The 26,507-nt window shown below is 73.5% G+C and carries 15 protein-coding genes and 1 pseudogene; 11 read left to right on the forward strand and 5 right to left on the reverse strand.

Features of this window, described 5'->3' with window-relative positions; genetic code table 11:
• Positions 1-146: 146 nt before the first annotated feature.
• Complete coding sequence (gene thpR / locus IE241_RS26725; RefSeq protein ID WP_190024401.1) at positions 147-740, forward strand: RNA 2',3'-cyclic phosphodiesterase; 594 nt, start codon at positions 147-149, stop codon at positions 738-740.
• Here the strand turns inward: thpR and IE241_RS26730 are convergent, their stop codons facing one another.
• Entirely contained in the window at positions 741-1,787 is a 1,047-nt protein-coding gene (locus IE241_RS26730) for a GlxA family transcriptional regulator (RefSeq protein WP_190024402.1), read from the reverse strand. It lies immediately after the preceding gene.
• A 339-nt stretch (positions 1,788-2,126) separates the two neighbouring features.
• On the opposite strand from IE241_RS26730, the gene IE241_RS26735 reads away from it, so the two are divergent.
• Positions 2,127-2,849 carry a DJ-1/PfpI family protein gene (locus IE241_RS26735; protein WP_190024403.1) on the forward strand — a complete coding sequence of 241 codons (723 nt, stop codon included), beginning with the start codon at positions 2,127-2,129 and terminating at the stop codon, positions 2,847-2,849.
• A 29-nt stretch (positions 2,850-2,878) separates the two neighbouring features.
• On the opposite strand, the gene IE241_RS26740 is transcribed toward IE241_RS26735, so the two are convergent.
• Together IE241_RS26740 and htpG are read right to left on the reverse strand one after the other, a co-directional pair.
• A complete protein-coding gene (locus tag IE241_RS26740) occupies positions 2,879-4,192 on the reverse strand; it encodes a M20 metallopeptidase family protein (RefSeq protein WP_190024404.1) in 1,314 nt (437 codons plus the stop codon).
• A 226-nt stretch (positions 4,193-4,418) separates the two neighbouring features.
• Entirely contained in the window at positions 4,419-6,329 is a 1,911-nt protein-coding gene (htpG, locus tag IE241_RS26745) for a molecular chaperone HtpG (protein WP_190024405.1), read from the reverse strand.
• A 155-nt stretch (positions 6,330-6,484) separates the two neighbouring features.
• Between htpG and IE241_RS26750 the strand changes: the two genes are divergently transcribed.
• The 9 genes from IE241_RS26750 (at position 6,485) to IE241_RS26790 (ending at position 25,194) form a co-directional block, all read left to right on the forward strand.
• Positions 6,485-7,006 carry a VOC family protein gene (locus IE241_RS26750; protein WP_190024406.1) on the forward strand — a complete coding sequence of 174 codons (522 nt, stop codon included), beginning with the start codon at positions 6,485-6,487 and terminating at the stop codon, positions 7,004-7,006.
• A gap of 143 nt (positions 7,007-7,149) precedes the next feature.
• A complete protein-coding gene (locus IE241_RS26755; RefSeq protein ID WP_190024407.1) occupies positions 7,150-8,208 on the forward strand; it encodes a DUF5005 domain-containing protein in 1,059 nt (352 codons plus the stop codon).
• A 160-nt stretch (positions 8,209-8,368) separates the two neighbouring features.
• Positions 8,369-15,286, forward strand: a complete 6,918-nt coding sequence (locus tag IE241_RS26760) for a type I polyketide synthase (RefSeq protein ID WP_229899853.1) — start codon at positions 8,369-8,371, stop codon at positions 15,284-15,286.
• The gene (locus tag IE241_RS26765; protein WP_373300770.1) at positions 15,283-19,947 is read left to right on the forward strand and encodes a beta-ketoacyl synthase N-terminal-like domain-containing protein; all 4,665 of its coding nucleotides are present in this window, start codon (positions 15,283-15,285) and stop codon (positions 19,945-19,947) included. Before IE241_RS26760 ends, IE241_RS26765 begins: the two co-directional genes overlap by 4 nt.
• 8 nt (positions 19,948-19,955) lie before the next feature.
• On the forward strand, positions 19,956-20,315 hold the full coding sequence (locus tag IE241_RS26770) for an acyl carrier protein (protein WP_229899855.1): 360 nt from the start codon (positions 19,956-19,958) through the stop codon (positions 20,313-20,315).
• Between the two features lie 13 nt (positions 20,316-20,328).
• Entirely contained in the window at positions 20,329-21,573 is a 1,245-nt protein-coding gene (locus tag IE241_RS26775) for a glycosyltransferase (protein ID WP_190024409.1), read from the forward strand.
• Positions 21,574-21,629: 56 nt separating this feature from the next.
• A complete protein-coding gene (locus IE241_RS26780) occupies positions 21,630-22,700 on the forward strand; it encodes a class I SAM-dependent methyltransferase (RefSeq protein WP_190024410.1) in 1,071 nt (356 codons plus the stop codon).
• Positions 22,701-22,816: 116 nt separating this feature from the next.
• A complete protein-coding gene (locus IE241_RS26785; RefSeq protein WP_190024411.1) occupies positions 22,817-23,491 on the forward strand; it encodes a hypothetical protein in 675 nt (224 codons plus the stop codon).
• A gap of 287 nt (positions 23,492-23,778) precedes the next feature.
• Positions 23,779-25,194, forward strand: a complete 1,416-nt coding sequence (locus IE241_RS26790) for a DEAD/DEAH box helicase (RefSeq protein ID WP_190024412.1) — start codon at positions 23,779-23,781, stop codon at positions 25,192-25,194.
• A gap of 31 nt (positions 25,195-25,225) precedes the next feature.
• On the opposite strand, the pseudogene IE241_RS35105 reads toward IE241_RS26790, so the two are convergent.
• Positions 25,226-25,369: pseudogene (locus tag IE241_RS35105) on the reverse strand (YciI family protein); the annotation flags it as partial.
• Between the two features lie 60 nt (positions 25,370-25,429).
• A complete protein-coding gene (locus IE241_RS26795) occupies positions 25,430-26,467 on the reverse strand; it encodes an NAD-dependent epimerase/dehydratase family protein (RefSeq protein ID WP_190024413.1) in 1,038 nt (345 codons plus the stop codon).
• Positions 26,468-26,507 lie beyond the last annotated feature (40 nt).

Below are 26,507 nucleotides of genomic sequence, written 5' to 3' on the forward strand. Positions count from 1 at the left end.
TTCGGTCACGTAGCGCGGATGGCGTGTGAAGGTGTGGCAGCGGATGCGTCCCGGCCCCGGAGAGGGTGTCTGCCGACCGAGGCGGATGTCCGGTTCGGAGTCCCGGGAACGCCCGGAAGCCCATCCGGTCGCGTCACACTCACTTCATGCGACTCTTCGCCGCAGTGATCCCTCCTCAGGCCGCCGTCGACGAGCTGGCGGCCGAAGTGGCGCAGCTGCGCGCCGCCCTTCCCGAGCGCCGCGGTCGGCTGCGCTGGACCGATCCCGCCACGTGGCACTTCACCCTCGCCTTCCTCGGTGAGGTCGACGAGGCCCTGCTGCCCGAGCTGGGCGAGGGCCTGGCCCGCGCCGCCCACCGGCATCCGGCGCACGAGCTGCGGTTCGCCGGCGGCGGCCGGTTCGGCGACCGGATCCTGTGGGTCGGGGCGACCGGATCGCTGGAGACTCTGGCCGGACTGGCCCGCTCCACTGCCGGCGCGGTTCGGCAGGCCGGGGTGCGCATGGACGGCGCCCGGCCTTTCCACCCCCACCTCACTCTCGCCCGCGTCGCCGGGCACGTGAGCCTCCGGCCGTACGCGGAGGAACTGGCCGGGTTCCGGGGCCGCCGGTGGCGCGTCGAGCACCTGGAACTGATGCGCAGCCATCTGGCCGGGGGCGGGAGCGGGGCCCGGGGCGGGGGTGAACGTCCCCGGTACGAGACCGTGGCGGCCTGGCCCCTGGGCACCCGGCGGGCCTCCTGATCAGGCCGTCAGCTGATCTTCTCCGCCGGCCCGACGACGATCCCTTCCGGACCCCGGACGCAGCAGAGCCGGTAGCGGGGTCTGGGCAGAGCCGGCCTCAGGCGGGCGTCGGCCGAAGGATCGCCGGTAGGTGTGGGGGCTGACGCCGGTCGTTCGTTTGAAGCGGTCGCGGAAGGCGGTCGGGGATCCGAAGCCGACCTGGGCGCCGATGCGTTCGACCGAGTGCTGCGTGGTTTCCAGGAGGTGCTGGGCCCGGCGGATGCGGGCGCGGTGGAGCCACTGGAGCGGGGTGGTGCCGGTGTGCTCGCGGAACCGGCGGATCAGTGTCCTGGTGCTCAAGCCGGCGTGGGTGGCGATGTCGTCGAGCGCAAGGTGGCGGGCGAGGTTGTCCTGGAGCCAGATGAGCAGGGGTTCCAGCGTGGAGCCCCGAGGGGCGGGCGCGTGGTCGTGGACGATGAACTGCGCCTGCCCGCCTTCGCGCTCCAGGGGCATCACGGACAGCCGCGCGGCGTCGGCGGCGACGGCCGACCCGTAGTCGCGGCGGATCATATGCAGGCACAGGTCCAGCCCGGCTGCGGCCCCGGCCGAGGTGAGGAACTGCCCGTTGTCGACGTACAGCACGTCCGGGTCGACCCTGAGCTCGGGGTAGGTGGCGGCCAGCAGGTCGGCCGCGATCCAGTGGGTGGTGACACGCAGGCCGTTGAGCAGGCCGGTTGCGGCGAGAGGGAACGTGCCCGTGCAGATGGAGGCGATGCGGGTGCCGGCCTGCGCCGCTGCGCGCAGTGCCTCGCGGACGTCGTCGGGGAGGGGCGCCGCGGGATCGGCGGTGCCGGGCACGACGACGGTGTCGGCCCCGCGGAGCCCTTCCAGGTCCCACGGGGCGCGTAGCGCGAAGACTCCGGCGTCGGTCTCCGGCCGCGTGGCGCAGACCCGGACCTGGTAGCCGGCGCGTCCGTCCGGCAGGCGAGTGCGGGCGAAGACCTCGATGGGGGTGGACAGGTCGAACGGGATGACCTGGTCCAGCGCGAGTACGGCGACGGTGTGCATGGCAGGAACATACGTGGCCACCGTGCGGGCGCGGCGGGTCCCGGAGGCCTTCTCATGGCCTGCTTATGCCTGTTCATCAGCCTTCTGCAGCGCGCAGCAGCGTGCTCCACAGCGGCTGGCAATTTTCCGTGGAAAGGTGGCACTCACGCCACTGGGATGCGTGTCGGCGCTTGCATATCGTCGGGGCCGGGGCCGGGACAGACCGGCTGTAAACCCACCCGGACCTCCATCCGGATCCGCTTCCGGATCCGCTTCCGGATCCGCTTCCGGATCCGCTTCCGGATCCGCTTCCGGATCCGCTTCCGGATCCGCTTCCGAAACCCATCCGAAGGACATTCCATGCACGCACAGATCGTCTTGTTCGACGGCTGCGATCCGCTCGACGTCATCGCCCCCTACGAAGTCCTGTACGCCGGGGGCGCGGCGTCAGGCGGAGCGGTGAGCGTGGAGCTGGTGTCCGCCGAAGGGCCGCGCGAGGTGGTGAGCGGCACCGGGGGCATGCCTCTGCGGGCCACGGCCGCGCTGGACCTCGCGCGGGCGGACCTGGTCCTCGTCCCCGGCGCCTCCGGCCGCCTCGGCGAGCCCGGGGAGTCCGACGAAGCATCCGGTGAAATCCCCGGCGACGAACTCCCCGGCGACGGCGCGCAAACGGGTGCGCCGCAGGACGAATTCATCTCCGTGTTGCTGGACCGCGCCCTCACCACCGCCCTCCCCGGGCTGCTGAAGGAGGCAATGGACCGTACGGACGTGACGGTCGCCACGGTCTGCGGCGGCTCCCTCCTCCTGGCGATGGCCGGACTGCTGGAGGGCCGCTATGCGACCACCCATCACACGGGCATGGACACGCTCGCCGCCACCGGCGCCCACGCGGTCCACGCGCGTGTCGTGGACGACGGCGACCTCGTCACCGGTGCGAGCGTCACCTCCGGGCTCGACCTGAGCCTGTACCTGCTGGAGCGCGAGGTCGGCCCCCGGATCGCCCATGCCGTCGAGGAGTTGTTCGCCCACGAGCGCCGCGGCACCGTCTGGCGGCCCGACGGGCCCGTGCCGGCCGGTCTGTGACCACGCGCCTCCGGGGCAGGTAAGCGGCGTCATCCAGGCCTTCGGTCTCTGTCGTCCCTGCATGCCACGCCAATGGCCGCGCCGCGTTCGCTGCTTTCCTCCTCGCCCTCGTTTCCGCCGGCGCGCAGAAAGTCCTCGGCGACCGCGCAGTGCAGGGCGACGCCGGCGGCCAACGCACCCTCGTCGTGGATCACGCGGTCGGAGTGGTTGTCCGGAACCGCCCCCGGCACGCCGCCGGGCGGGCAGGCTCCCAGGAACACCATCGCGCCGGGCACACGCTGCAGGACGTACGAGAAGTCCTCGCCGCCCATCGTGGCGTGGGGGAGCTCGTGCACGTGGGAGGGGCCGAGCGCGGCAGCCGCCGCACGGCGCACCAGCGCGGTGAACACGGGGTCGTTCTGCACCGTGGGGTATCCCTCGGGGAGTTCTACTTCGGCGGTCATGCCATGGGCGGCGGCCACCCCCTCGGCCACGCGCGTGATGCCCTCGCGCACCGTGCGGCGGCTCGCCTCGGAGAGCGTGCGGTACGTCCCGGACAGCTCCGCGGTCTCCGGGATGATGTTGAACGCGCTGCCCGCCCGGATCGTGGTGATCGTAAGGACCGCGGGCTCGACGATGCCGACGGTCCGGGTGATCATGGTCTGGAGGGCCTGGACGATCTCGCAGGCGACCGGGACCGGATCGAGCACCCGGTGGGGGGCCGCCGCGTGCCCGCTCCGGCCCCTGACCACGATCCGCACTACGTCGGCGGCGGCGTACTGCGTGCCCGGCCGGACGTGGACGGTGCACGTCTCGTTGCGGGCGTTGACGTGCAGGGCGAACGCCGCATCGACCGCCGTGCCGTCGGCCGGGGTGAGCAACCCCTCCTCGATCATGGGCAGGGCCCCGCCGCCGGTCTCCTCCGCGGGCTGGAACATGAAGACCACCCGCCCCGCCAGCCGGTCCCTGCGGGCGCTGAGCAGCCGCGCGGCACCGACGAGCATGGCGGTGTGCGCGTCGTGCCCGCACGCGTGCATGACGCCGGGTACCTGGGAGGCGAAGTCGAGACCGGTGTTCTCCTGCTGCGGCAGGGCGTCCATGTCCGCGCGCAGCAGCAGAGTCCGCCCGGGCCGCCCGCTGTCGAGCACCGCCACCACCGAGCTCAGCTGCCTGCCGAGCGTCACCGTCAGGCCCAGGCCTTCGAGGGCCTCCAGGATCGCCTGCTGGGTACGGGGCAGGTGCGCGCCCACTTCCGGGGTGCGGTGGATCCGGCGCCGCAATGCCACGACATCGGGCAGCAGCTTCCGCGCCTCGGCCAGAAGGCCGGACTCCGGCCGGACGGGCCCGGTTCCGTCGATCAGCACGCGCGCCTCCACAACAAGCGGTTCGTCCTCCGCGAGGGCGCCGGCAGGATGCGGCAGCGGTCGCCGACGCCATGAGACCACATGCGGACAATCGCCGACAGAGCGTCTCCACGACAACCGCGGCGAGCGACGGCCCGGCGCCCCGACCCGGCCGGCCGGTCAGGCCCGGCCGCCTGCGGCCTGCCCGATTCCTTGGGGCGGGCCGCAGGCGCCGGGCGGAGCCGGGCTACAGGCTGCGCTCCAGACGGTCCGCCATCAGCTTGACGAAACGGGCCGGCTCCTTCGGCTGACCGCCCTCGGCGAGCACGGCCAGGCCGTGCAGCAGCTCGGCGGTCTCGGCGAGGCCCGTGCGGTCCTCGCGCTCCTTGTACGCCTGGTTGAGGCCCTTCACCAGCCGGTGACCGGGGTTGAGCTCCAGGATCCGCTTGGCGCGGGGCACTTCCTGTCCCATCGCGCGGTACATGTTCTCCAGAGCCGGGGTCAGGTCGTGCGCGTCGGAGACGACGCAGGCCGGGGAGACCGTGAGGCGGGAGGACAGGCGCACCTCCTTGATGTCCTCGCCCAGTTGCTCCTTCATCCAGCCGAGCAGCCCGGCGTACTCCTCGGTCTGCTTCTCCCGCTCGCCGCCGGGGGCGTCCTCGTCCTTGGCGTCGAGGTCGATCCGGCCCTTGGCGACGGACTTGAGCTTCTTGCCCTCGTACTCGCCGACGGCGTCGGCCCACACCTCGTCGACGGGGTCGGTGAGCAGCAGCACCTCGATGCCCCGGTCCCGGAACGCCTCCATGTGCGGGGAGTTCTCGATGCTCTGCCGGGACTCGCCGGTCAGGTAGTAGATGTCGGCCTGCGCGTCGTCCATCCGTTCCACGTACTGCTTGAGCGTGGTCGGCTCGGTGTCGTGGTGGGTGCTTGCGAACGACGCGACGGTGAGGATGGCGTCGCGGTTCTCCGGGTCGGTGACCAGCCCCTCCTTCAGGGCCGTACCGAACTCCCGCCAGAACGTGGCGTAGCGGTCCTGGTCCTTGGTCATCATTTCCTTGACCGTGGACAGGACCTTCTTCGTCAGCCGTCGCCGCATCATCTCGATGTGGCGGTCCTGCTGGAGGATCTCGCGGGACACGTTGAGCGGGAGGTCCGCGGCGTCGACGACGCCCTTGACGAAGCGGAGGTACGGCGGCAGCAGCGCCTCGCAGTCGTCCATGATGAACACGCGCCTGACGTACAGCTGCACGCCGCGCTTGGAGTCCCGCGCGAACAGGTCGTGGGGTGCGTGGGCGGGGAGGAAGAGCAGGGCCTGGTACTCGAAGGTGCCCTCCGCCTGGAGCCGGATCGTCTCCAGGGGCTCGCGCCAGTCGTGGCCGATGTGCTTGTACAGCTCGTGGTACTCGTCGTCGGACACCTCGTCGCGCGGGCGGGCCCACAGCGCCTTCATGGAGTTGAGCGTCTCGGGTTCGGGTGTCCCGTCGCTCTCGCCGGCGCTTGCAGAGCCCTCGGGCATCATCCGGACGGGCCAGGTGATGAAGTCCGAGTACCGCTTGACGATCTCCCTGATCTTCCACGGGGAGGTGTAGTCGTGAAGCTGGTTCTCCGGGTCGGCCGGCTTGAGGTGGAGGGTGACCGAGGTGCCCTGCGGGGCGTCGTCGGCCGTCTCCAGCGTGTACGTGCCCTCGCCGCGCGACGTCCAGCGGGTGCCCCGGCTCTCGCCGGCGCGCCGGGTCGTCAGGGTGACCTCGTCCGCCACCATGAAGCCGGCGTAGAACCCGACGCCGAACTGGCCGATGAGGCCCTCCGCCCCGGCCGCGTCCTTGGCCTCCTGCAGCTCCTGGAGGAACGTGGCGGTGCCCGAGTTGGCGATCGTGCCGATGAGCCGCCCGACCTCGTCGTACGACATCCCGATGCCGTTGTCCCGCACGGTGAGGGTACGGGTGTCGCTGTCGATGTCGATCTCGATGTGCAGGTCGGACACGTCGGCGTCGAGCGAGTCGTCCCAGAGCTTCTCCAAGCGCAGCTTGTCCAGCGCGTCGGAGGCGTTGGAGACGAGCTCCCGCAGGAAGACGTCCTTGTTCGAGTAGACCGAGTGGATCATCAGCTGCAGCAGCTGACGGGCCTCCACCTGAAACTCAAACGTTTCAGTCGCCATGTTCGCGAATACCTCACAGGTCCTATCACCAGAACTGATCGAGGCCACTGTAAAACACCACGTCAGGACAGCGGCCGGGATTGCGGGAACGGTGGCTGGATCCGCACCGGAGGCCCCCCTTGCCGGTCCCCCGCACAACACGCCATGCGCGCCCGATGGACGGGCATTCCGGCCCGGAGTCGGGTCTACTCGTCCCTGTGCGCATCACTGACAAGATCAAGCCCTTCCTCTGGTACGACGGCCGGGCCGAGGAGGCCGTCGCCCACTACGTATCGGTCTTCGACGACTCACGCGTCGTCGCGGTGCAGCACTACGGCGAGGCGGGCCCGGGTGAGCCGGGGTCCGTCATGACCGTCGAGTTCGAGCTCGCGGGCCGGCGCTTCGTCGCGCTCAACGGCGGACCGCAGTTCACCTTCACCGAGGCCGTCTCGTTCAGCGTCGACTGCGCGGACCAGGAGGAGGTCGACCGGCTCTGGGCCCGGCTGGGCGAGGGCGGCGAGGAGGGCCCCTGCGGGTGGCTCAAGGACAAGTTCGGCCTGTCCTGGCAGATCACCCCGCGCCGGCTCATCGAACTGCTGGCCGACCCGGACCGGGCCGCGGCGAACCGCGTCATGCAGGCCATGATGAACATGCGCAAGATCGACATTCAGGGGCTGGAGGACGCCTACCGGGGCTGAAGAGACAGGGCCCGGGCCGGAGGACCATGCGCCTGCCAAAAGCCGTAGAGAGATACGCCGCGGCCGCTCTGCTCTCCGTACTCTCCGCGCTCTGCGCCTTCCCGCTCCCGGGGTCCGCCCCGGCCGCCGGACCCCCACGCGTCGTGGAGGTACGCCCCGCCCGCACCCTCGATGCGGCCTTCGGGACGTACGCCGACCACGGCCGTTCACCGCGCCACTGGACCGGCGGGGACAGCACGTACTCCGTGCCGGCCCCGGGCGGTGAACTGTGGGTGTTCTCCGACACGTTCCTCGGCACGGTACGGCCCGACGGCTCACGCTCCCCCACGGTGGGCGAGGGCGGGACGACCCCCTTCCTGCACAACAGCTTCGTGCTGTGGACCGCGCACGGCCCGCGCACGGTGACCGGCCGGGACCGGACCGGCCAGCCCGCGCCTCCGGTGACCGGCTCCGACCGTGCGTCCTGGTACTGGGCACGCGCGGGCATCCGCGACGGTCACGGCGTGAGCGTCGTCTACGCCCGCTATACGCGAACAGGCAGCGGTCCGCTGGACATCGCCTGGCGAGGCAACGTGCTGGCCAGGTTCCGCGCCGGCGTCTACAGCCGGCCGGCGTCCGTCACCCCGCTGCCGTCCTCCGCCCGCATCGCGTGGGGTGCCTGGCTGGAATCTCAAGGCAGGTACACGTACATCTACGGAACCGAGCGCACCCCCGAGGGCCGCAGCCGTCTGCGGCTCGCCCGGGTCACCGGCCGCGATCTGCGACGTCCCTGGCAGTACCGGACGGCGCGCGGCCTGTGGTCCGGTCGTGAGGCGGACGCCGCCCGGCTGTCCGGTCCCGGAGGCGCGCTGTTCACCTCGGACGAGCTCAGCGTGGTGCGGCACGGATCCTGGTACGCGCTGGTGACCCAGCGTGCGGATGTGCCGTTCAGCGCCGAGACGCAGATCGCCTGGTCCCGCTCCCCCGGCGGCCCCTTCACCCGGCCCCGGACGGTGTACACGGCGCCGGAGGCCGGGCCGAAGGGCACGTACCGCAACCCGAATGTCATCGCCTACAACCCGCACGAGCATCCGGAACTCGAACGCGGCCGCGGCGACATCGTGGTCTCCTACAACGTCAACAGCCTCGCCCCGGCCGATGTCATCCGCCGGACCGGCATCTACCGGCCCCGATTCCTGCGCCTGACCGTCTCGCCGCGCTGAACCACCGGGGTTCGGGGTCAAGACCACCCGGGCCCGGGGTCAAGACCTGCTTACGCGTGCTCCCTCCTGTGCGCGTGCGCCCCCTGTGTGCGCTCTGTCGCAGACATCTCAGAGGGGCTGTCATGGAATGCCGGGTCTCCCCTTGCAGAGGAGTGTCTCCGTGTCCGATGCGTCCTTCCGTGACGTGCTCATCGGGATCAGCCCCTTCGGCGCCCCCGACGCCAGGCTCGTCGCGGCGTTCACCCGTGCCGGAGGCCTCGGCGTGCTCGACCTCGGCACGGGGTGCCGGCGGGCCCGTGAGGAGCTGGAACAGGTGCGCCGCTGGACCGCGGGCCGGCGGTACGGCGTACGGGTCGCCGCCGGGTGCCGGCTCGCACCCGACGATCTCGCCCCGGGGCCGGCCGGGGACGGGACCGCCCCGCACACGGTGGTGCTCGGCGTGGGGGCGGACTGGCCGGTCCGTGAGACGGCCGGCGCGTACCGGGTGCTGGTCGAGGTCACCACCGTTGAGGAGGCCCTGGCGGCCGTGCGGGCCGGAGCGCACGGCGTCATAGCGCGAGGCGGTGAGAGCGGCGGCCGGGTCGGCCCCGTCGGCACGTTCGTGCTCCTGCAGCAGGTGCTCGGCGAGCCGGGAGTGACCGTCCCCGTGTGGGCCTGCGGTGGCATCGGGCCGCGGACCGCCGCGGCGGCCGTCGCGGGCGGGGCGGCCGGAGTCGTCCTGGACAGCCAGCTCGCGCTGCTGGCGGAGTCCGGCCTCGGCGGGCGGGCGGCGGCCGACATCCGCGCCATGGACGGTTCGGAGACCACCGTCGTCGACGGTCACCGGGAGCTGTTGCGCCGCGATCCGCGCGCCGGGCGCCTGCCGGTGGGTCAGGACGGCTTCCTGGCCTCCGTCTTCGCCGACCGCTGGCAGACGGTGGCCCGGACCGTCCGGGCCCTGACGGAGGCGGTCGAGGACGGCTTCCACGACGGCACGGCCGCCTCGGCGCTGCGTCCCGGTTCGGCGTCGGCCGAGGCGCTGGGCGTCCGGCTGCCCGTCGCGCAGGGCCCGATGACCAGGGTCAGCGACCGGCCCGCGTTCGCCGCCGCCGTGGCCGCGGAGGGCGGGCTCCCCTTCATCGCGCTCGCCCTGGCGCCGCCGGACCGGGCGCGCGCCGTGCTGCGCGACACCGCGGCGGCCCTCGCCGGGCGGCCCTGGGGCGTGGGCGTGCTCGGCTTCGCCCCGGAAGGGATCCGGGGCGCCCAGCTCGACGTCATCCGGGAGGTACGCCCGAGCCACGCCGTCATCGCGGGCGGACGGCCCGCCCAGGCCGCCGCCCTCGAAGAGGCCGGGATCGCCACGTTCCTGCACGTCCCCTCGCCCGGCCTGCTGCGGCGGTTCCTGCGGGCCGGGGCCCGCAGGTTCGTCTTCGAGGGCGCGGAGTGCGGCGGTCATGTGGGTCCGCGGAACAGCTTCCCGCTGTGGGAAGCGCAGATTGCGGTGCTCGCGGACTTCCTGGCCGGGCAAGGGGGCCGGGACGCCCGCGAAGCGGCCGGTGCCCGGGAAGGCCGCATAGAGGTGTTCTTCGCGGGCGGCATCCACGACGAGCGGTCCGCCGCCATGGTCGCCGCCCTGGCCGCCCCGCTGATCCGGCGCGGCGTCGCGGTGGGCCTGCTGATGGGAACGGCCTACCTGTTCACGGAAGAGGCCGTCGCCTGCGGCGCCGTACAGCCGCTCTTCCAGCGGCAGATGCTGGCCGCGCACCGCACGACCCTGCTGGAGACGGCGCCGGGCCACGCCACCCGGTGCCTCACGACCCCCGTCACGGAGGGCTTCGGCGCGCTCAAGGAGCGGCTCCAGGCGCAGGGCGTACCGGCGCGGCAGCGCTGGGAGACCCTTGAGCGGCACAATGTCGGACGGCTGCGGCTGGCCAGCCGGGGCGTCGAACGCGGCCCCGGCGGAGAACCGGTGCCGGTGGGCGAGGACCGGCAGTTCCACGAGGGCCTGTTCATGGCCGGGGACGTCGCGGCGCTGCGCTCCCGCGTCACCACCGTCGCAGCCCTGCACCGCGCCGTGACCGACGGGGCCGCGGACTTCCTGGAGCGGCGCGCCGAGGAGCTGCGCCGCGTGCCGGAGGAGGGCCCGGCCGGGCAGGCGTCCAAGGCGGCCGTCTCCCGGCCGCTGGACATCGCCGTCGTCGGCATGGCCTGCATGTTCCCGGGCGCACCCGACATGGCCGCTTTCTGGGCCAACGTGCTCAGCGGCGCCGACGCCGTCACCGAGGTGCCGGCCGACCGCTGGGACCCCGCCCTCCACCACGGCGCGGCCACCGTCTCCAAGTGGGGCGGATTCCTGCCGCGCATCCCCTTCGACCCGCTGCGCTACGGTATTCCGCCCACCACCCTGGGCAGCACCGATCCGGTGCAGCTGCTCGCGCTGGAGGCCGCGCGCCGGGCTCTGGACGACGCCGGATACGGCGACGGCGGCCGGGGCGGCAGGCCCTTCGACCGCTCCCGCGCCTCCGTGGTCTTCGGCGCCGAGTCCGGAGGCGAGCTGTCCCACGCCTACACCCTGCGCGCGGTCCTGCCCTCCTACTTCGGCTCGGTGCCGCCCGGCCTGGCGGAACAACTGCCCACGCCCACCGAGGACTCCTTCCCCGGCATCCTGGCCAACGTCGTCTCCGGACGCATCGCCCACCGCTTCGATCTGGGCGGCGCGAACTACACCGTGGACGCGGCGTGCGCCTCGTCGCTCGCCGCGCTCGACTCCGCCTGCAAGGAACTGGTCACCGGCAGCAGCGACCTCGTCCTGTGCGGGGGCGCGGACCTGCACAACGGCATCGCCGACTACGCCCTCTTCACTTCCGTCCAGGCGCTCTCTCCGACAGGGCGGTGCCGCCCGTTCGACGCCGCGGCCGACGGGACCGTCCTCGGCGAGGGTGTGGCCTGCGTGGTGCTCAAGCGGCTGGCCGACGCCGAACGGGACGGCGACCGCGTCTACGCCGTGATCAAGGGGATGGGCAGCTCCAGCGACGGCAGGTCGCGCAGCCTCACCGCGCCGTGTCCGCAGGGCCAGCGCGCCGCCCTGGAGCGGGCCTACGCGAGCGCGGGCGTCTCGCCCGCCGACGTCGGGCTGGTCGAGGCCCACGGAACGGGCACCGTCGTCGGCGACCGTACGGAGATGGCCGCCCTCGACGAGGTGTTCACCGCGGCCGGGGCACGGCCGGAAAGCTGTGCCCTCGGGTCCGTCAAAGCACAGATCGGGCACACTAAATGCGCCGCGGGCCTGGCCGGTCTCGTCAAGACCGCCCTGGCGCTGTACACGGGCGTCACACCGCCGACCGCGCAGCTGGAGCGGCCCGGCCCCTCCTGGCGGGAGGGCGAGAGCCCCTTCGTCTTCCACACCCGGGCCCGGCCGTGGGCGGCCCCGGCCGCCGAGCGGGTCGCGGGGCTCAGCGCCTTCGGCTTCGGCGGCACCAACTTCCACGCGGTGCTCGCCGCCCACGAGGCGGGCATGCCCCCGCGGCACGGCCTGGACGCCTGGCCCGCCGAGCTCTTCCTCTTCCGCGGCGCCGACCTGCCCTCCGCCCTGCGCGCGGTAGGGAAGATGCTGGAACTGGCCGAGGCCAACGACGCCGCCGGACGGCCGCGGCGCCTGCGTGACCTGGCCCTGACGGCCTCCCGCACGGCCGACGCCGGCCGGGAGCCGGTCCGCATCGCCCTGGTCGCCGCCGACCTCGGCGACCTCGCGCGCAAGCTGCGCAGCGCCCTGGAGGCCGACGGCGGCCCGGCAGCCGGGGGCGGCACCGCACCTGGCATCCACGTCGCGGAACCGGAGAGGAGGGGGACGGAGACGGGAACGGACCCCGGCAAGGTCGCCTTCCTCTTCCCCGGCCAGGGCAGCCAGCGCCCCGGCATGCTCGCGGACCTCTTCGTCACCTTCCCGGAGCTCCAGCGCCACCTCCACCTCGGCCCTGACCATGCCGCCCTCCTCCACCCCCCGGCCGCGTTCGACGACGCGCGGCGAGCGGAGCGCCGGGCCCGCCTCACCGACACCCGAGCGGCACAACCGGCGCTCGGAATCGTCGGCCTCACCGCGTACACCCTCCTCGAAACGGCCGGCATCCGGCCCGACATGGCGGCCGGGCACAGCTACGGGGAGCTCGTGGCGCTCTGCGCGGCAGGCGTCATGGACGCCCGTACCCTGCTGCGCCTGAGCGCCGAGCGGGCGAACGCGATCCACACGGCCGCCGGAGCGCACGCGGACGGGCCGGGCGGCATGGCGGCGGTCGCCGCGGGACCCTCCGACGTCGAACGTGCTCTCGCGGACGCGGGGCTGTCCGGCCGGGTCGTCGTGGCCAACTACAACGGCCCCTCCCAGACCGTCGTCTCCGGGCCGGTGGAGGCGGTCGACGCGGCGGTGGAGGCCGTACGTGCCGCAGGCCGCTCCGCGACCCGTATCCCGGTGGCCTGTGCCTTCCACAGCCCGCTCGTGTCGGCGGCCGAGGGCCGGTTCGCCGAGGCGCTGGAGCGCGAGGCCCTGGGCGAGGCGGAGTTCCCCGTCTGGTCCAACCGGACGGCCGCCGAGCACGGCAGTTCGGCGGACGTGCTGCGTGTGGAACTGGCCGGGCAGCTCGGTGCGCCGGTGCGCTTCACGGAGCAGATCGAGGCCATGTACGCGGCGGGGGCCCGGGTCTTCGTCGAGGCGGGGCCCGGCACCGTGCTCACCGGCCTCGTCGGGTCGATCCTCGCCGGCCGGCCGCACCGGGCCGTCGCCTGCGCGGGAAGCCTCGGGGAGGACGGCCGCGAGCTGCCCGGATTCCTCGACTCCCTGGCCGCGCTCGCAGTCGCCGGGCTGCCGGTGCTCACCGCCTGGATGTTCCGCGGCCGTGACGCCGTCGACGCCGAACCCTTGCCGCAGGAGCGGCCGGGCTGGACCGTCGACGGGCACCTGGTTCGCACGCGGGACGGTGAACCCGTGCCCGGCGGGCCGGCACCGGCCCAGCGCATCGCTGCCCCGGCGGTGACGGCCCCGCACCACGAGGGTGGTCCACGAACGGACAAGGACGAGCTGATCTCCGACTTCCTGCGCACGAGCAGGGACATGATCGCCGCCCAGCGCGATGTGCTGCTGGGGTACTTCGGAGCCGGGCCGCAGGAGCCCGTAACGCTCCCGGCCCGGGCTTCCCTGCGTCCGGCCCGGGCTTCCGTGCTTCCGGCCGAGGCTCCCGCGCGTCCGGCACCGGAGGCGGTGGCGCCCGCCCCCGCCACGCCGCCCGCGGCCCTGACCGAGGCGGAGGCGCTGAAGCTGGTGTCGGAGGTCATCAGCAGGCGCACCGGATATCCGCTCGACATGATCGACCCGGGCCTGGATCTCGACGCCGATCTCGGCATCGACTCCATCAAGCGGGCCGAGATCGCGGGCGAGTTCGCCCAGCGCGCGGGTCTCGGCACCGACAACGGTGCGGCGGCCCTCGGTGACGAGGAGCTGGAAGAGCTCGGCAAGGCCCGTACCGCGGCAGCCACCGCGGCATGGCTGGTCAGGAAGATCGCCGCCGGGGCCCCACCGGACGCGCACCCCGGGCGGCCGGTGCCGGTGCCGGCCTCCGGCGGAGTCCCGAGGCGGTTCCGGCTCGGGCCCGTCCCGCTCGACGGCGTTCCTGTCGCCGCGCCGTCCTCCCGCCTCGCCGGGCGACGCTTCGCGCTGCTCGGCGGTGGCGGCGAAGCCGACGGCGACGCCGACGTGGCCACCGCACTGGCAGCCCGGCTGGAGCGGCACGGGGCGCAGACCATGACCCTGCCGACCGATCACCTGCTGAGCGAGCAGGACGGCCCTGTGGACGGCGTGGTGCTCCTCGGCCCGCTGACCGGCTCGGACCTGCCGGTGCTCCCCGGCGCCTTTCCTGTCGTCCAGGCCGCCCTGCGGTGCGACCCGCACTGGCTCCTGGCCGTCCGGGCCGCCGCGCGGCACGACGCCCGCACGGCCGGCCTGCGCGGGCTGTTCCGCGCCGTGGCCCGGGAGTATCCGCAGGCCGCGGCCCGGCTCGTGGAACTGTCCCCCTGCCTGCCCGCGTCCGCTGTGGCCGACGCCCTCGCCGCGGAGATCCTCTCCGACGACCGGGACGCCCCGGTCGTGCTGCGGACCGGTGCCGGCCGGCAGGGCCTGGAGCTGCAGGAGGCCCCGATCGTCCGCCCTGAGGACGCCCCTGCGGGGCAGGAGAGCGACTACGAGGCCGCGGCCGCCGCCGGACTGGACCGCGACTCGGTGGTCGTCCTGGTCGGCGGGGCCCGCGGCATCACGGCACGGTTCGCCGTCGCCCTGGCGACCGCCACCCGCTGCCGGATCGAACTGCTGGGCCGTACGCCCTGGCCCGGCCCGGACGAGGAGCCCGCCATCGCCGCAGCGGGCGACGGCACGGCGCTGTGCGGTGTGCTCGCGGCCCGGGGCGGCCTGACGCCGTCACAGATCCGCAAGGAGAGCGCGCGCATCCTGGCACAGCGCGAGATCACCGCCACGATGGACGAGCTGAAGGGTGTCGCCGCCCGCGTGCGGTACCGGCCGGTGGACGTGCGGGAACCGGAGGCCGTGTGCCGGGCGGTCAAGGAGATCCATGCCGAGTACGGTCGCCTCGACGGCGTCGTCCACGGGGCGGGCGTGATCGAGGACGGGCTGATCGCGCAGAAGTCCGCCGAGTCCTTCCAGCGGGTGTTCGCCACCAAGGCGGACGGCGCCGCCACGCTGCTCGGCGCGCTCGAAGGACTGCCGGCCCTTCCCGCCTTCGTCGTGCTCTTCGGAAGCGTCGCCGCGGCGCTCGGCAGCCGGGGCCAGGCGGACTACGCGGCGGCCAACGACGCACTGGAGGAGCTGGGCGCCCAGTGGGCGGCCCGCACGGGAGGCCGGGCCCTGACCGTCCACTGGGGGCCGTGGGCCCCCACCGGAGCCCACCCGGGGATGGTCACCCCGGAGCTCGGCCGCGCGTACGCCCGACGCGGAATCGGCCTCATCGACCCCCGCGAGGGTGCGCGCGCCCTGCTGGACGAACTCGCCTGGGGCGGCGTCCGGTCCGGTGCCGTCGTCTACACCGCCCCGGGCCGGTGACCGTGACGCACACACCCGTCACCCCCGTACCGCCGGTCGCCGTCATCGGGATGGCCGTGCTGCTGCCCGGATCGCCCGGTCTGGAGGCGTACTGGCGGAACCTGACGGCCGGCACGGACGCGATCACCGACGTCCCTGCGGAGCGGTGGGACGCCGGCTACTACGACCCGGCCGGTGCCCGCGGGGCCGACCGCATCTACTGCCGGCGGGGCGGATTCGTGGACGAGTTCGCCGTGGTGGACACCGCCCGGTTCGGCATCATGCCCGCTGCCGTGCCCGGCACCGAGCCCGATCAGCTGCTCGCGCTGCACGTGGCGGCGGCTGCCGTGGCCGACGCGGGCGGCGAGGAGCGGCTGCCCGACCGGGACCGGGTGGGCGTGGTGCTGGGCCGCGGCAACTACATGGGGGCCGGGCTCGCCCGCCTGACCCAGCGCGTGGGGTTCGCCCACCAGCTGGTGCGTACCCTCGGGGAGCTGCTACCCGATCTGGAACCCGGTCAGCTCGAGCGCGTCCGGGCCGCGTTCACCCGCAGTCTGGGCGCCGACAGCCCGGATGCGGCGGCCGGCCTCGTGCCCAACCTCGTCGCGTCACGGACGGCGGGCCGGCTCGACCTGCGCGGCCCGGCCTACACGATCGACGCCGCCTGCGCCTCGTCCCTGGTGGCGGTCGACCGGGCGGTCGCCGAGCTCGCCACCGGGCGCTGCGACGTGATGCTGGCCGGCGGGGTCCACCACTGCCACGACATCACTCTGTGGAGCGTCTTCAGCCAGCTGCGCGCCCTCTCGCCGAGCCAGCGCATCCGGCCCTTCCACCGGAACGCCGACGGCCTCCTGATCGGCGAGGGGTCGGCCGTCGTGGTCCTCAAGCGCCTCGCGGACGCCCAGCGGGACGGCGACCGCGTCTATGCGGTCGTCCGCGGCACCGGGGTGTCCGGCGACGGCCGTTCCTCGGGGCTCCTCAGCCCCGACCCGGGCGGTCAGGTACGGGCCGTGCGGCAGGCGTGGCGCGCCGCCGGCCTCGACCCGCGCGCACCGCACTGCCTCGGACTCCTCGAAGCCCACGGCACCGCGACCCCGGCCGGGGACGCCGCCGAACTCGCCACCCTGGCCGAGGTGTTCGGCCCTGCCGCGGGCGGCGACCGCGCGGTGCTCGGGTCGGTGAAGTCGATGATCGGCCACACCATGCCGGCCGCCGGAGCGGCCGGGCTGGTCAAGGCGGCCCTCGCGATCCACCACGGAGTGCTGCCGCCCACGCTGCACTGCGACGATCCGCATCCGGCGCTGGCCGGCACGCGCTTCCGCGTCACGGGCACGGCGGAGCCGTGGGAGAGCGGGCCCGGCCCGGCCGTACGCCGCGCCGCCGTCAACGCCTTCGGCTTCGGCGGCATCAACGCCCACGTCGTCCTCGAACAGCCGCCGCCCGCCACCGGTGCGCGGAACCAGCGGAATCAGCGGCACCTCAGGCCCGCGACCGGCGTGAGCGAGCCGGAGCGCGTCCTGGCCCTGGCCGCGGACACCCCGCGGGAACTCGCGGAGCTGCTGGCCCTGGAGGACCACGCGGCGGCAGCTCCCCGGGGCACCGGCCGGGTCCGGCTCGGCATCGTTGCCCCGACCCCCGAGCGGCGGGCGCTGGCCGCGCGCGTGGTGGCCGGGGGACGTCCCTGGCGCGGCCGCAACGACATCTGGTACGCGCCCGCCCCGCTCCTGGGCCCCGGCACCACGGGCAGGATCGCGTTCGTCTTCCCCGGCCTGGAGGCCGAGTTCGCGCCCCGGGCGGACGGGATCGCCGAGCACTTCGGCCTGCCGCCCATCGCCGGCCGCCCGCCCGGAGCACCGGCGCCCGTGGGCGATCTCGGGCGCCATGCGGTCGAGGTGTTCGCCCTCGGCCGCCTCCTCGACGGCGCGCTGCGGCGGATGGGCATCGTCCCAGACGCCGTCGCCGGCCACAGCGTCGGCGAATGGAGCGCCATGGCGATGGCCGGCATGTACGCGCGGGAGGCTGTCGACCGGCTCCTGGCCGCCTTCGACCCCGACCGGCTGCGCTTGCCCGGTCTCGCCTTCGCGGTGCTGGGCGCCTCGGCCCGGCGGGCGCAGGCCGCGCTGGCGGCGCGGGGAGACGGCCGCGTCGTCCTCTCCCACGACAACGCCCCCGGGCAGTGCATGATCTGCGGCCCCCGCCCCCAGGTCGAAGAGGTCGTCCGGTCGCTGCGCGCCGAGGGGGTGTTCGGGCGCGTCCTGCCGTTCCAGTCGGGCTTCCACACTCCCATGCTGGCCCCGTGGCTGGAGCCGATCACCGCGGAGGCGGAGCGTCTGGAGCTGGTACCCCCGAGTGTCCCGCTCTGGTCGGCGACGACCGCCTCTCCGTACCCCACGGACCCGGCGGAGGTACGGAAACTGTTCGTCCGGCACCTGCTGGAGCCGGTGCGCTTCCGGTCGCTCGCCGAGGCCCTGCACGACGCGGGGTTCCGCGCGTTCGTCCAGGTCGGCACCGGACAGCTCACCTCGCTCGTCTCCGCCACGCTGGAGGGCAGGGACCACGTCGCCGTAGCCGCCGACTCGCCCCGCAGGGACGGACTCGCCCAGCTCCGCCGCGTGGCCCTGGCCCTGTGGACCCACGGCGCCGGCATCGACCCCACCCTGCCGCCGCCCGCGCCCGGTGCCGCCACGGTCCACACGGGAATGCGCCAGGCCGGTGTCACCGCCCGGACGCCGACCCGGCTCGCCCTGGGCAGCACGCTCGTCTCGCTGAGCGGGCAGGACCTGGCGGAGCTGCGCCGCGACCTCGCGCTCGCCCGCACCCCTGCAACGAGTTCCGGTGGGCCCGGGGCCGATCCCGTCGGCCGGTGCGTCACCGCGCTGGAGGAGGCCGCCGGGCGCTTCCCTCCCGCCGCCGAGCTCGCGGCGCTCATCCGGGAGACGGCTGCCACCGCCGCGGCACTGATCGACGCCGCCGCACCGGGTGATGCCGCTTCGCCGGGCGACGCCACCGCATCCGTCGGCGCCGCCACACCGGGCGATGCCGCCTCGCCAGGCGACGCCGGCACGCCAGGCCGCGGATGGCAGACAGTGCTGCCCGTCTCCGTAGAAGCGATGCCGTACCTGCTCGACCACTGCTTCATCCACCAGCGGCCGGGCTGGCCCGATCTGGACGACAGGAGACCCGTCGTCCCGGGCACCACCATCGTCCACCACCTCATGCATGCGGCGGAACGGGCCGTCCCGGGCATGCGGGCGGTCGCCGTGCACCACGTGCGCTTCGATCAGTGGGTGGCCGCCGCCGAGCCCGTCGACGTACGCATCACGGGGACCCCGTCACCGGACGACGCCGGCAGGTTCGACGTCTCCTTCGGCCGGAGCGCACGGGCGACCGTCGAGCTCGCGCCGCGGTACGCGCAGGCCGGCAAGGGTGCACCGCGCCCGGATCCGGCAGCCGAACGCACCCCCGAGCACACGGCGGCCCAGATCTACGACGAGCGCTGGATGTTCCACGGCCCGTCGTTCCAGGGCCTCACCGAGATCACAGCCATCGGTGAACAGCACGTGCGCGGGGTGATATCCGCCTCTGCCACGCCGGGCGCGCTGCTGGACAACGTCGGTCAGCTCATCGGCTACTGGATCATGGCGAGCCGGGCCGAGCGGGTCGCCGTACTCCCCGTGGGCATCCGGCACATCCGCTTCTCCGGCCCCCTGCCCGCACCCGGCACCCCGGTGGAATGCCTCGTCAGGATCGTCTCGCTGACGGACACCATGCTCGAAGCCGACGCACAGCTCGTCACGGGCGGCCGGGTGTGGGCCGAGCTCACCGGCTGGCAGGACCGGCGCTTCGACAACCTGCCCGAGACCCGCAAGGTGGAGCGCTTCCCCGGACGTCACACCCTCTCCCGCCCGCAATCCGGCGGATGGAGCCTGCTCCACGCGTGGTGGCACGACAACGCCTCCCGCGACCTGGTCATGCGCAACCATCTGGGCCGCGCCGAACGGCACGCCTACGAGCGGCAGCCGCCGCGCGGCCGGGGACAGTGGCTGCTCGGCCGGATCGCGGTCAAGGACGCGGTACGGCAGCGGCTGTGGGAGCGGGGCGAAGGGCCGGTCTTCCCCGCCGAGATCCACGTGGGCAACGACGAACAGGGCAGACCGTACGTCACCGGAGTGCACGGCCGGACCCTGCCCCCACTGGATGTGTCGCTCGCCCACTGCGCCGAGACCGGGGTGGCCCTGGTGCGGCACCACGACCCCTGCGGGCCGGGCGGCGCGGGCATCGACGTCGAAGAGGTCACCGAACGGCCTGCGCACCTCCACGAGTTCGCCCTGGGGCCGGCTGAACGCCGGTTGCTCGCCTCCGCGTGCGCGGGGACGGGCGAACCGGAGGCTCTGTGGTTCACCCGGTTCTGGGCGGCGAAGGAAGCGGTGGCCAAGGCGGAGGGCACCGGTCTGCGGGGCAGCCCCCGTGACTTCACTGTGCTCAGCGCCCGCCCGGACGGGCTCGTGGTGGCGGCCGGGACAGGCGCCTGGTCCGTGCGGTGCCGGCGCATCGGCAACCCTCCCGGCCTGACCGCGAGGGACTACGTCGTCGCGTGGACGACCGGCGCGGCGGACGAAGGGCTCGGGCAGGCAGCCAAGGACGTGGCCGAGGAAGCGATCGAGGAACAGACCCAGGAATGAGGGACGACATGAACGACGAACGGACAAGGCCGACGCCGGCGCCGACGGGTCCCGCGGACGGGACCGTGGTGCTCGAGGAGGTCCTCGAAATGATCGGCGCCGTTCTCGGGGAGCCCGTGGACGACTTCCACGACGGGGAGATCACCAGGGAGACCGGGCTCCACGAGGACCTGGACATGGTCAGCATCGACTTCGCGGACCTGGGCGGCCGGCTCGCCACGGCGTACGGGGAGCGGGTGAACCTGGCCGAGTACTTCGCAGGGCTCGACCTCAGCCAGATCATGTACCTCACGGTCGGCGACATCGTCGACTACGTCGTCTCGTGCCTCCACGGGGACACGGCCGGGGCAGCGGGGCACCGGACGTGAGGAGCGGCCGGCCATGAGCGGTTTCCTGTTCGTCGTGCCGCCGTTCACGGGACACGTCAACCCCACCGTCGGGGTCGCGGGGGAACTGGTCCGGCGCGGCCACCGCGTCGCCTGGGCGGGCCTGCCGTACGCCGTGGGGCCGCTGGTGGGGCCACGGGCGACCGTGTTCCCCTGCGCGGCCCCGGGGACGCCGGATCCGGAAAGGCCGGATCCAGGAGGACCGGATCCAGGAGGACCGGCTCCAGGGGCGTCGTCTCCGCCCGGCGAGCAGCGGGGAGCGGCGGCACTGCGATCCCTCTGGGTGGACTGTCTGGAACCGCTCGCCGAGGCCATGGCACCCGGAGTCCGGGCGGCCGTACGGGAATTCCGGCCGGACGTGCTCGTCGCCGACCAGCAGGCCCTCGCGGGAGGCCTGGTCGCCGACCATCTGGGGATCCCCTGGGCCACCTCGGCGACCACGTCGGCGGAGTTCACGGCGCTCACCGGCACGCCGCAACTGCAGGCATGGGCCGACGAGCGGATCCAGGACCTGCGGAAACGCACAGGCGTACGGGACAGCCGATCCGATCCGCGCCGCTCGGACCAGCTCGTCCTGATGTTCACCACCGAAGCCCTGGCGGGTCCGGCCGGGCGCTTCGGCCCGCAGGTACGGCTGGTCGGACCGTCCCTCGCCCCTCGGCCCTCCCCCGGAGACTTCCCCTGGCACCGCCTGGACGACGCGCGCCCCACCGTGCTGATCACGCTCGGCACGGTGAGCGGCGATGCCGGTGCGCGCTTCCTCCCCGCCTGCGCCGCGGCGGTGCGCGAGCGGTCCGAGGCGGTCCAAGCGGTGATCGCCGACCCGTCCGGCACCGTGCGCGACACCGGTGACGGGATCATCGTCCTGCCGCACGTGCCCCAGCTCGCCCTGCTGGAGCGGTGCTCGGCCGTGCTCTGCCACGGCGGGCACAACACCGTCTGCGAGGCCCTGTGGCACGGGCTGCCCCTCGTCGTCGCACCCATCCGGTACGACCAGCCCGTGATCGCCTCCCAGGTCGTCCGGGCGGGGGCCGGGCTGCGCGTCCGGTTCCGGCACGCGACCGCCGACCGGATCGGCGCGGCTCTCGACGCCGTCCTCGGCGAGTCGCGGTTCCGGGCAGCGGCCCGGCGCGTGGGGGAATCCTTCCGCGCGGCGGGAGGCGCGGCCGCCGCAGCGACACACCTCGAACATCTCGCCGCCCGCACCGCGGCGATACGGACACAAGCCCGAGCCCTGTGAACGTGGCTTCGGCCGACCCGTCCACGAACCGTCCCTCCTCCCCCAGGAGTTCCCACGTGCGTCATTCGTCACCGCCCCCCACTCCCGAGCAGCGGGCCTCCTACCGTGACGCCCTCGGCCAGGGCGTGGACCGGTTCCTGCACCCGCCCCGGACCACCTGCCCCTGGTGTGATGCCGGACGCCTCCGGCGATGCCTGCACACCACGGACCTCCTGCAGCGCAAGCCGGGCAGCTTCACCCTCGACCAGTGCCTGGACTGCGGTCACGTCTTCCAGAATCCGCAGCTGAACGAGGACGGTCTGGACTTCTACTACCGGGACTTCTACGACGGCTTCTGGGAGGAGCGCGCCGGGGAGACCTGGGCGAGCCTCCGGAGGGCGTACGAGCAGCGCGCCGCGTTCGCGGCCCCTCACGTCCGGCCGAAGACGTGGCTGGACGTCGGCACCGGGCACGGTCACTTCTGCGCGGCCGCCGCGGACCGGTTCCCCGACACGGTCTTCGACGGCCTCGACCGGGGCGAGGGCGTCGAGTCGGCCGTCCGGCGGGGATGGATCGACCGCGCCCACCGCGGCCTGTTCCCGGATCTGGCTCCCACGCTGGCGGACGCGTACGACGTGGTCAGCATGCAGCACTACCTGGAGCACACGGTCCATCCGCTGCGAGAGCTGCAGGCCGCGGCCCAGGTCGTCCGTCCCGGCGGTCACCTCTTCATCGAAGTGCCCGACCCCGAATGCCGGTTCGGCCGCATCCTGGGCCGCTGGTGGATGCCCTGGTTCCAGCCGCAGCATCTGCATTTGATGCCCATGGCGAACCTCCGGCGCCGTCTGGAGGACCTGGGATTCACGGTGGTCGCCCAGGAGCGCTGCACTTTCAACGGCCCCGTCAACCTCCTGTACTCCGCCTTCCTCCGCGTGCACAACGCCGCTCCCGCCCCCGACGCGCCCTGGTTCCCCGCCGCACCGACACGGCTGCGGAAGGCGGTCCGCACGGCGATGTTCGTCGGCGCGATCCCCCTGCTCCTCGCGGCGAAGGCCGCCGACCGGCTCACCGGGCTCCTGCCGTCCGGTGCGCGCGTGACCGACGCGTACCGGCTCCTGGCACGCCGGGACCCCCTGAGCCCGGCGTGAGAATCAGCGGCCGTCACCCGGACTGGTGGGTCTACTTGTGGGGCAGGTGGTACTGACACCACGCCGGGATGGGTAACATCCCGCAGCAATACACCAGTCCAGGTGAGGGAGCGGTCATGACCGACAGGATGGACGGCGCCGGCATCCAGGCTCAGTATGCAGCGCAGTTCGCAGCTGACCTGGAGAAAAACGAGAAGGAGCAGGAGGTTCTCCGCGCCCGCCTCAAGACGCTGGAGACGGAGCACGCCTGGCTGTCCGGCATGCGGGGCAGCCTGGCCGGGGAACAGGGAGCCTCGGGAGAGGAGGCCGGGGCATCCGGCAGGCCCGGCGGCGCCGCGGCTGCGGGAGGCGTTCCACGGGCACGTCAAGGGAAGAAGCCGGCCGCTTCCCCGGGCCGCCGGAAGCAGACGGCACAGGCCGGGCGCGCGGGCACGGGCCAGGCGCCGGGGACGCGTGCCAGGAGGGGCGACGGTCCCACGCTGGGTGAGCTGGTTCTCGGTGTCCTCTCCCGGCACGGTCAGCCGCGGATGGTCAGCGAGGTCGTCAAGGAACTGGGCGAGGCCCACCCGGAGCGGGTCGTGAGCGGCCCGGTGGTGCGCAGCACGGTTGAGGCCCTCGTTGCCAAGGGGCGCCTGGAGCGCGAGCGGAAGCAGGGCTCTGTGTTCTACACCGCGCCCGCGATCAAGGGAGATGGCGAGGGAGGTGCCGCGCCGGATTCGGCAGGCCCGGCGACGGCGCCTGAAGGCCTGGAAGGCGAGGCAACCGGGGAAGCGACCGCAGCGGAGGTCTGAGCGAGCGTGCACCGGGGGTGCTGTCCTGTGATACGGCCTGGCCGGCCGGCACGGAACAGCACCACCCCCCGCCCCGGCCGGTACCGCAGGGGAAGCGGTCAGTACCACAGCACCGGGCCGAAATGTCACTTTGTGTTAACCTCAAGTGTTTGGACGGTCGCGACGGTCGGCGATTCCCTCCGTACTCCGTCTGGTTTCCGGCGTTTTTCTGTCGTTTTTCCGTCGCTCGTCGGCTGCTCGTTCCTGCCGGGCCTTCCTCGGTATGTTCCCCATGCGGAAGGCTCTTCATGAACCACCCGGACCGCCTCGGCACCGCGCACGGCGACCCCGCCCCGTCGGCACCCCTCACCCCGGCGGTGGCCCCGGTCACCTCCTTCGCCGGCCTCGGACTGCCGGCCGAGCTGCTGCGTACGCTCACCGAGCTCGGCGTGCGCGAGCCTTTCCCGATCCAGGCGGCCACGCTGCCCAGCGCCCTCGCAGGACACGACGTCCTGGGGCGCGGGCGCACCGGATCGGGCAAGACGCTGGCCTTCGGCCTCCCGCTGCTCGCCCGGACGGCCGGGCGGCGCGCGGAGCCGAAGCAGCCCCTCGCCCTGGTCCTGGTACCCACCCGGGAGCTGGCCCAGCAGGTCACCGAGGCGCTTGCGCCGTATGCCGACGCGCTCCGGCTGCGGATGGCCACGGTCGTCGGCGGCATGTCGATCGGCCGGCAGGCCGCTGCGCTGCGCGACGGGGCCGAGGTCGTCGTCGCCACCCCCGGCCGCCTGCACGACCTCATCGAGCGCAAGGCCTGCCGCCTGGAACGGGTGCGGATCACCGTCCTCGACGAGGCCGACCAGATGTGCGACATGGGTTTCTTGCCGCAGGTCACCGAGGTGCTCGAACAGGTGCACCCCGACGGCCAGCGGATGCTGTTCTCGGCCACCCTGGACCGCGACGTCGACCAGCTGGTCCGCCGCTACCTCCACGACCCCGTCCTCCACTCGGTCGACCCGTCGGCGGGTGCGGTCACGGCGATGGACCACCACGTGCTCGTCGTCCACGGCCCCGACCGGTACGCCGTCACCACGGAGATCGCCGCCCGCGACGGCCGCGTCCTGCTGTTCCTGGACACCAAGCACGCGGTCGACCAGCTCACCCGGCATCTGCGGGCCAGCGGAGTGCACGCCGCGGCCCTGCACAGCGGCAAATCCCAGCCGCAGCGCACACAGACCCTCGCACAGTTCAAGAGCGGCCGGATCACCGTCCTGGTGGCGACCAACGTCGCGGCCCGCGGTCTGCACGTCGACGACCTCGACCTCGTGGTCAACGTCGACCCGCCCACCGACCCCAAGGACTATCTGCACCGCGCGGGGCGCACTGCCCGGGCCGGCCGGTCCGGCAGCGTCGTCACGCTGGTGCTGTCAGGCGGGCGCCGCGAGATGAGCCGGCTGATGGCCGAGGCCGGCATCGAGCCGACGATCACCAAGGTGCGCTCGGGTGAGGCGGAGCTGAGCCGGATCACCGGGGCCAAGGCCCCCTCCGGCACCCCGCTCGACGGCGGGCCTGCCGCACCCCGCGCCAAGAACGCGAACACCCCCTTCCGCGGCCTGGGCAGCAGCAAGGACGCCTCCCGCCCCACCGGCGGCAAGTCCCGCAAGGCCGTCGAGGCCCGTAAACTCGCCGAGGCCCGCAAGGCGGCCCGGGTACGCCGCGGCAACTGAGCGCTTCAGCCGGAGACGGCCTCCGAGACTGCCCGTACGCGATCAGCTCGTCCCGGCCGGGCGGCACGACGAGGTCGGCGGCCTGCCCCGAACCGAGGCCGAGCACCAGGTACCGCTTGCCGGCGGTCCGGCCACCGGCGCGATCCCGCATCGTGCGCCCCAGTACGTTGCGCCACGCGGCGGATCCGGGCCGGTCGCGGTGGTAGCAGAAGAACTCCATGCCTGCAGGCCCTCCTCAGCATGTGTGCCCGGCGAGGAACACGTCCTCGGCCGCGTAGTCGAAGAACCGGCTGAAGTACGGGTCAGCCGCACTGGGTAGAGCCCCTGCCCGGTCGCCGGTTCGGGCCGCGGCGACGAGCCAGTCGATCTCAGCGGCGACTGTCGCTGCGTAGTCCCCGTCCGGCCGGTATCCGAGGCGCTCGGCGGCGGACATGTCGAGTACGACCGGATGGGGCGAGTCCCAGGGGGTCCGCCCCAGCGTGTCCGGGGCCGTCGCGTCGAGCAGGACTTCCTCCCGCGTGTGCCCGAGGTGGCGGGCGATGGTACGGGAGATCTGCAGCGCGCTCGGTGCGTCGGGGTCCGCGCAGTTGAGGATGCGCGCCCCGGGCCTGCCGGCGACCGTTTCGATGAGAGCGGCGACGTTGGCCGCGGCCGTGGGGTGGACGACCCCGGTACCGCCGTGGGCGAGCAGCACGGAGCCGCGCCGGTCCAGGGCACGTTTGACGAACACCCATTCCCGTGGGCAGGCCGCGCCCGCACCATGGACGAGGGAGGGGCGTACCACGGTGATGGGCAGGCCGCTGTCCAGGGCGACGTGCTCGGCGGCGACCTTGTTGGGGCCGTAGCCCTCCCGGGACCGGTAGTCCATGTCACCGGGGGCCAAGGTGGGCTGGGATTCCCGGACAGGGCCGTCGAAGCGGGGCCGGACATCGGAGTTGGCGTGGTTGCCGTCAGCGTCGGCGTACACGGCCCGGCTGGAGATCAGCACCGTAGAGGTCGCGTTTCCGGCCAGGGGCAGGAGAAGCCGGGCATCAGCGGCGGTGTAGCAGAGACAGTCGACAAGAAGGTCGGCCCCGTCTCCCAGCGCAGCCCGAAGCTGAACCTCGTCGGCCCGGTCCGCCCCGATGAATCCAGCTCCCGCGGCAGCGATCTCGTACGGAAGGTGCGCGGGGTCCCGGCCGGTGACATCCACCTTCCAGCCGACGGCCAGCAGCCGCCGGGCGGCGGCCCGGCCGATCAGGCCGGTACCGCCAAGGATGAGCGCGCGGCGCATAAAACGATCCTAGGGCAGGGCGCCCGCCACCGAGACCCCT

The organism is Streptomyces hiroshimensis (assembly GCF_014650335.1).
Lineage (GTDB): Bacteria > Actinomycetota > Actinomycetes > Streptomycetales > Streptomycetaceae > Streptomyces > Streptomyces hiroshimensis.

Excerpts from the sequence above, each read along its gene's own strand:
- thpR (WP_190024401.1), top strand. The coding sequence starts at position 147 with ATGCGACTCTTCGCCGCAGTGATCCCTCCTCAGGCCGCCGTCGACGAG.
- IE241_RS26730 (WP_190024402.1), bottom strand. The coding sequence starts at position 1,787 with ATGCACACCGTCGCCGTACTCGCGCTGGACCAGGTCATCCCGTTCGAC.
- IE241_RS26735 (WP_190024403.1), top strand. The coding sequence starts at position 2,127 with ATGCACGCACAGATCGTCTTGTTCGACGGCTGCGATCCGCTCGACGTC.
- htpG (WP_190024405.1), bottom strand. The coding sequence starts at position 6,329 with ATGGCGACTGAAACGTTTGAGTTTCAGGTGGAGGCCCGTCAGCTGCTG.
- IE241_RS26750 (WP_190024406.1), top strand. The coding sequence starts at position 6,485 with ATGGACGGGCATTCCGGCCCGGAGTCGGGTCTACTCGTCCCTGTGCGC.
- IE241_RS26770 (WP_229899855.1), top strand. The coding sequence starts at position 19,956 with ATGAACGACGAACGGACAAGGCCGACGCCGGCGCCGACGGGTCCCGCG.
- IE241_RS26775 (WP_190024409.1), top strand. The coding sequence starts at position 20,329 with ATGAGCGGTTTCCTGTTCGTCGTGCCGCCGTTCACGGGACACGTCAAC.
- IE241_RS26785 (WP_190024411.1), top strand. The coding sequence starts at position 22,817 with ATGACCGACAGGATGGACGGCGCCGGCATCCAGGCTCAGTATGCAGCG.
- IE241_RS26790 (WP_190024412.1), top strand. The coding sequence starts at position 23,779 with ATGAACCACCCGGACCGCCTCGGCACCGCGCACGGCGACCCCGCCCCG.
- IE241_RS26795 (WP_190024413.1), bottom strand. The coding sequence starts at position 26,467 with ATGCGCCGCGCGCTCATCCTTGGCGGTACCGGCCTGATCGGCCGGGCC.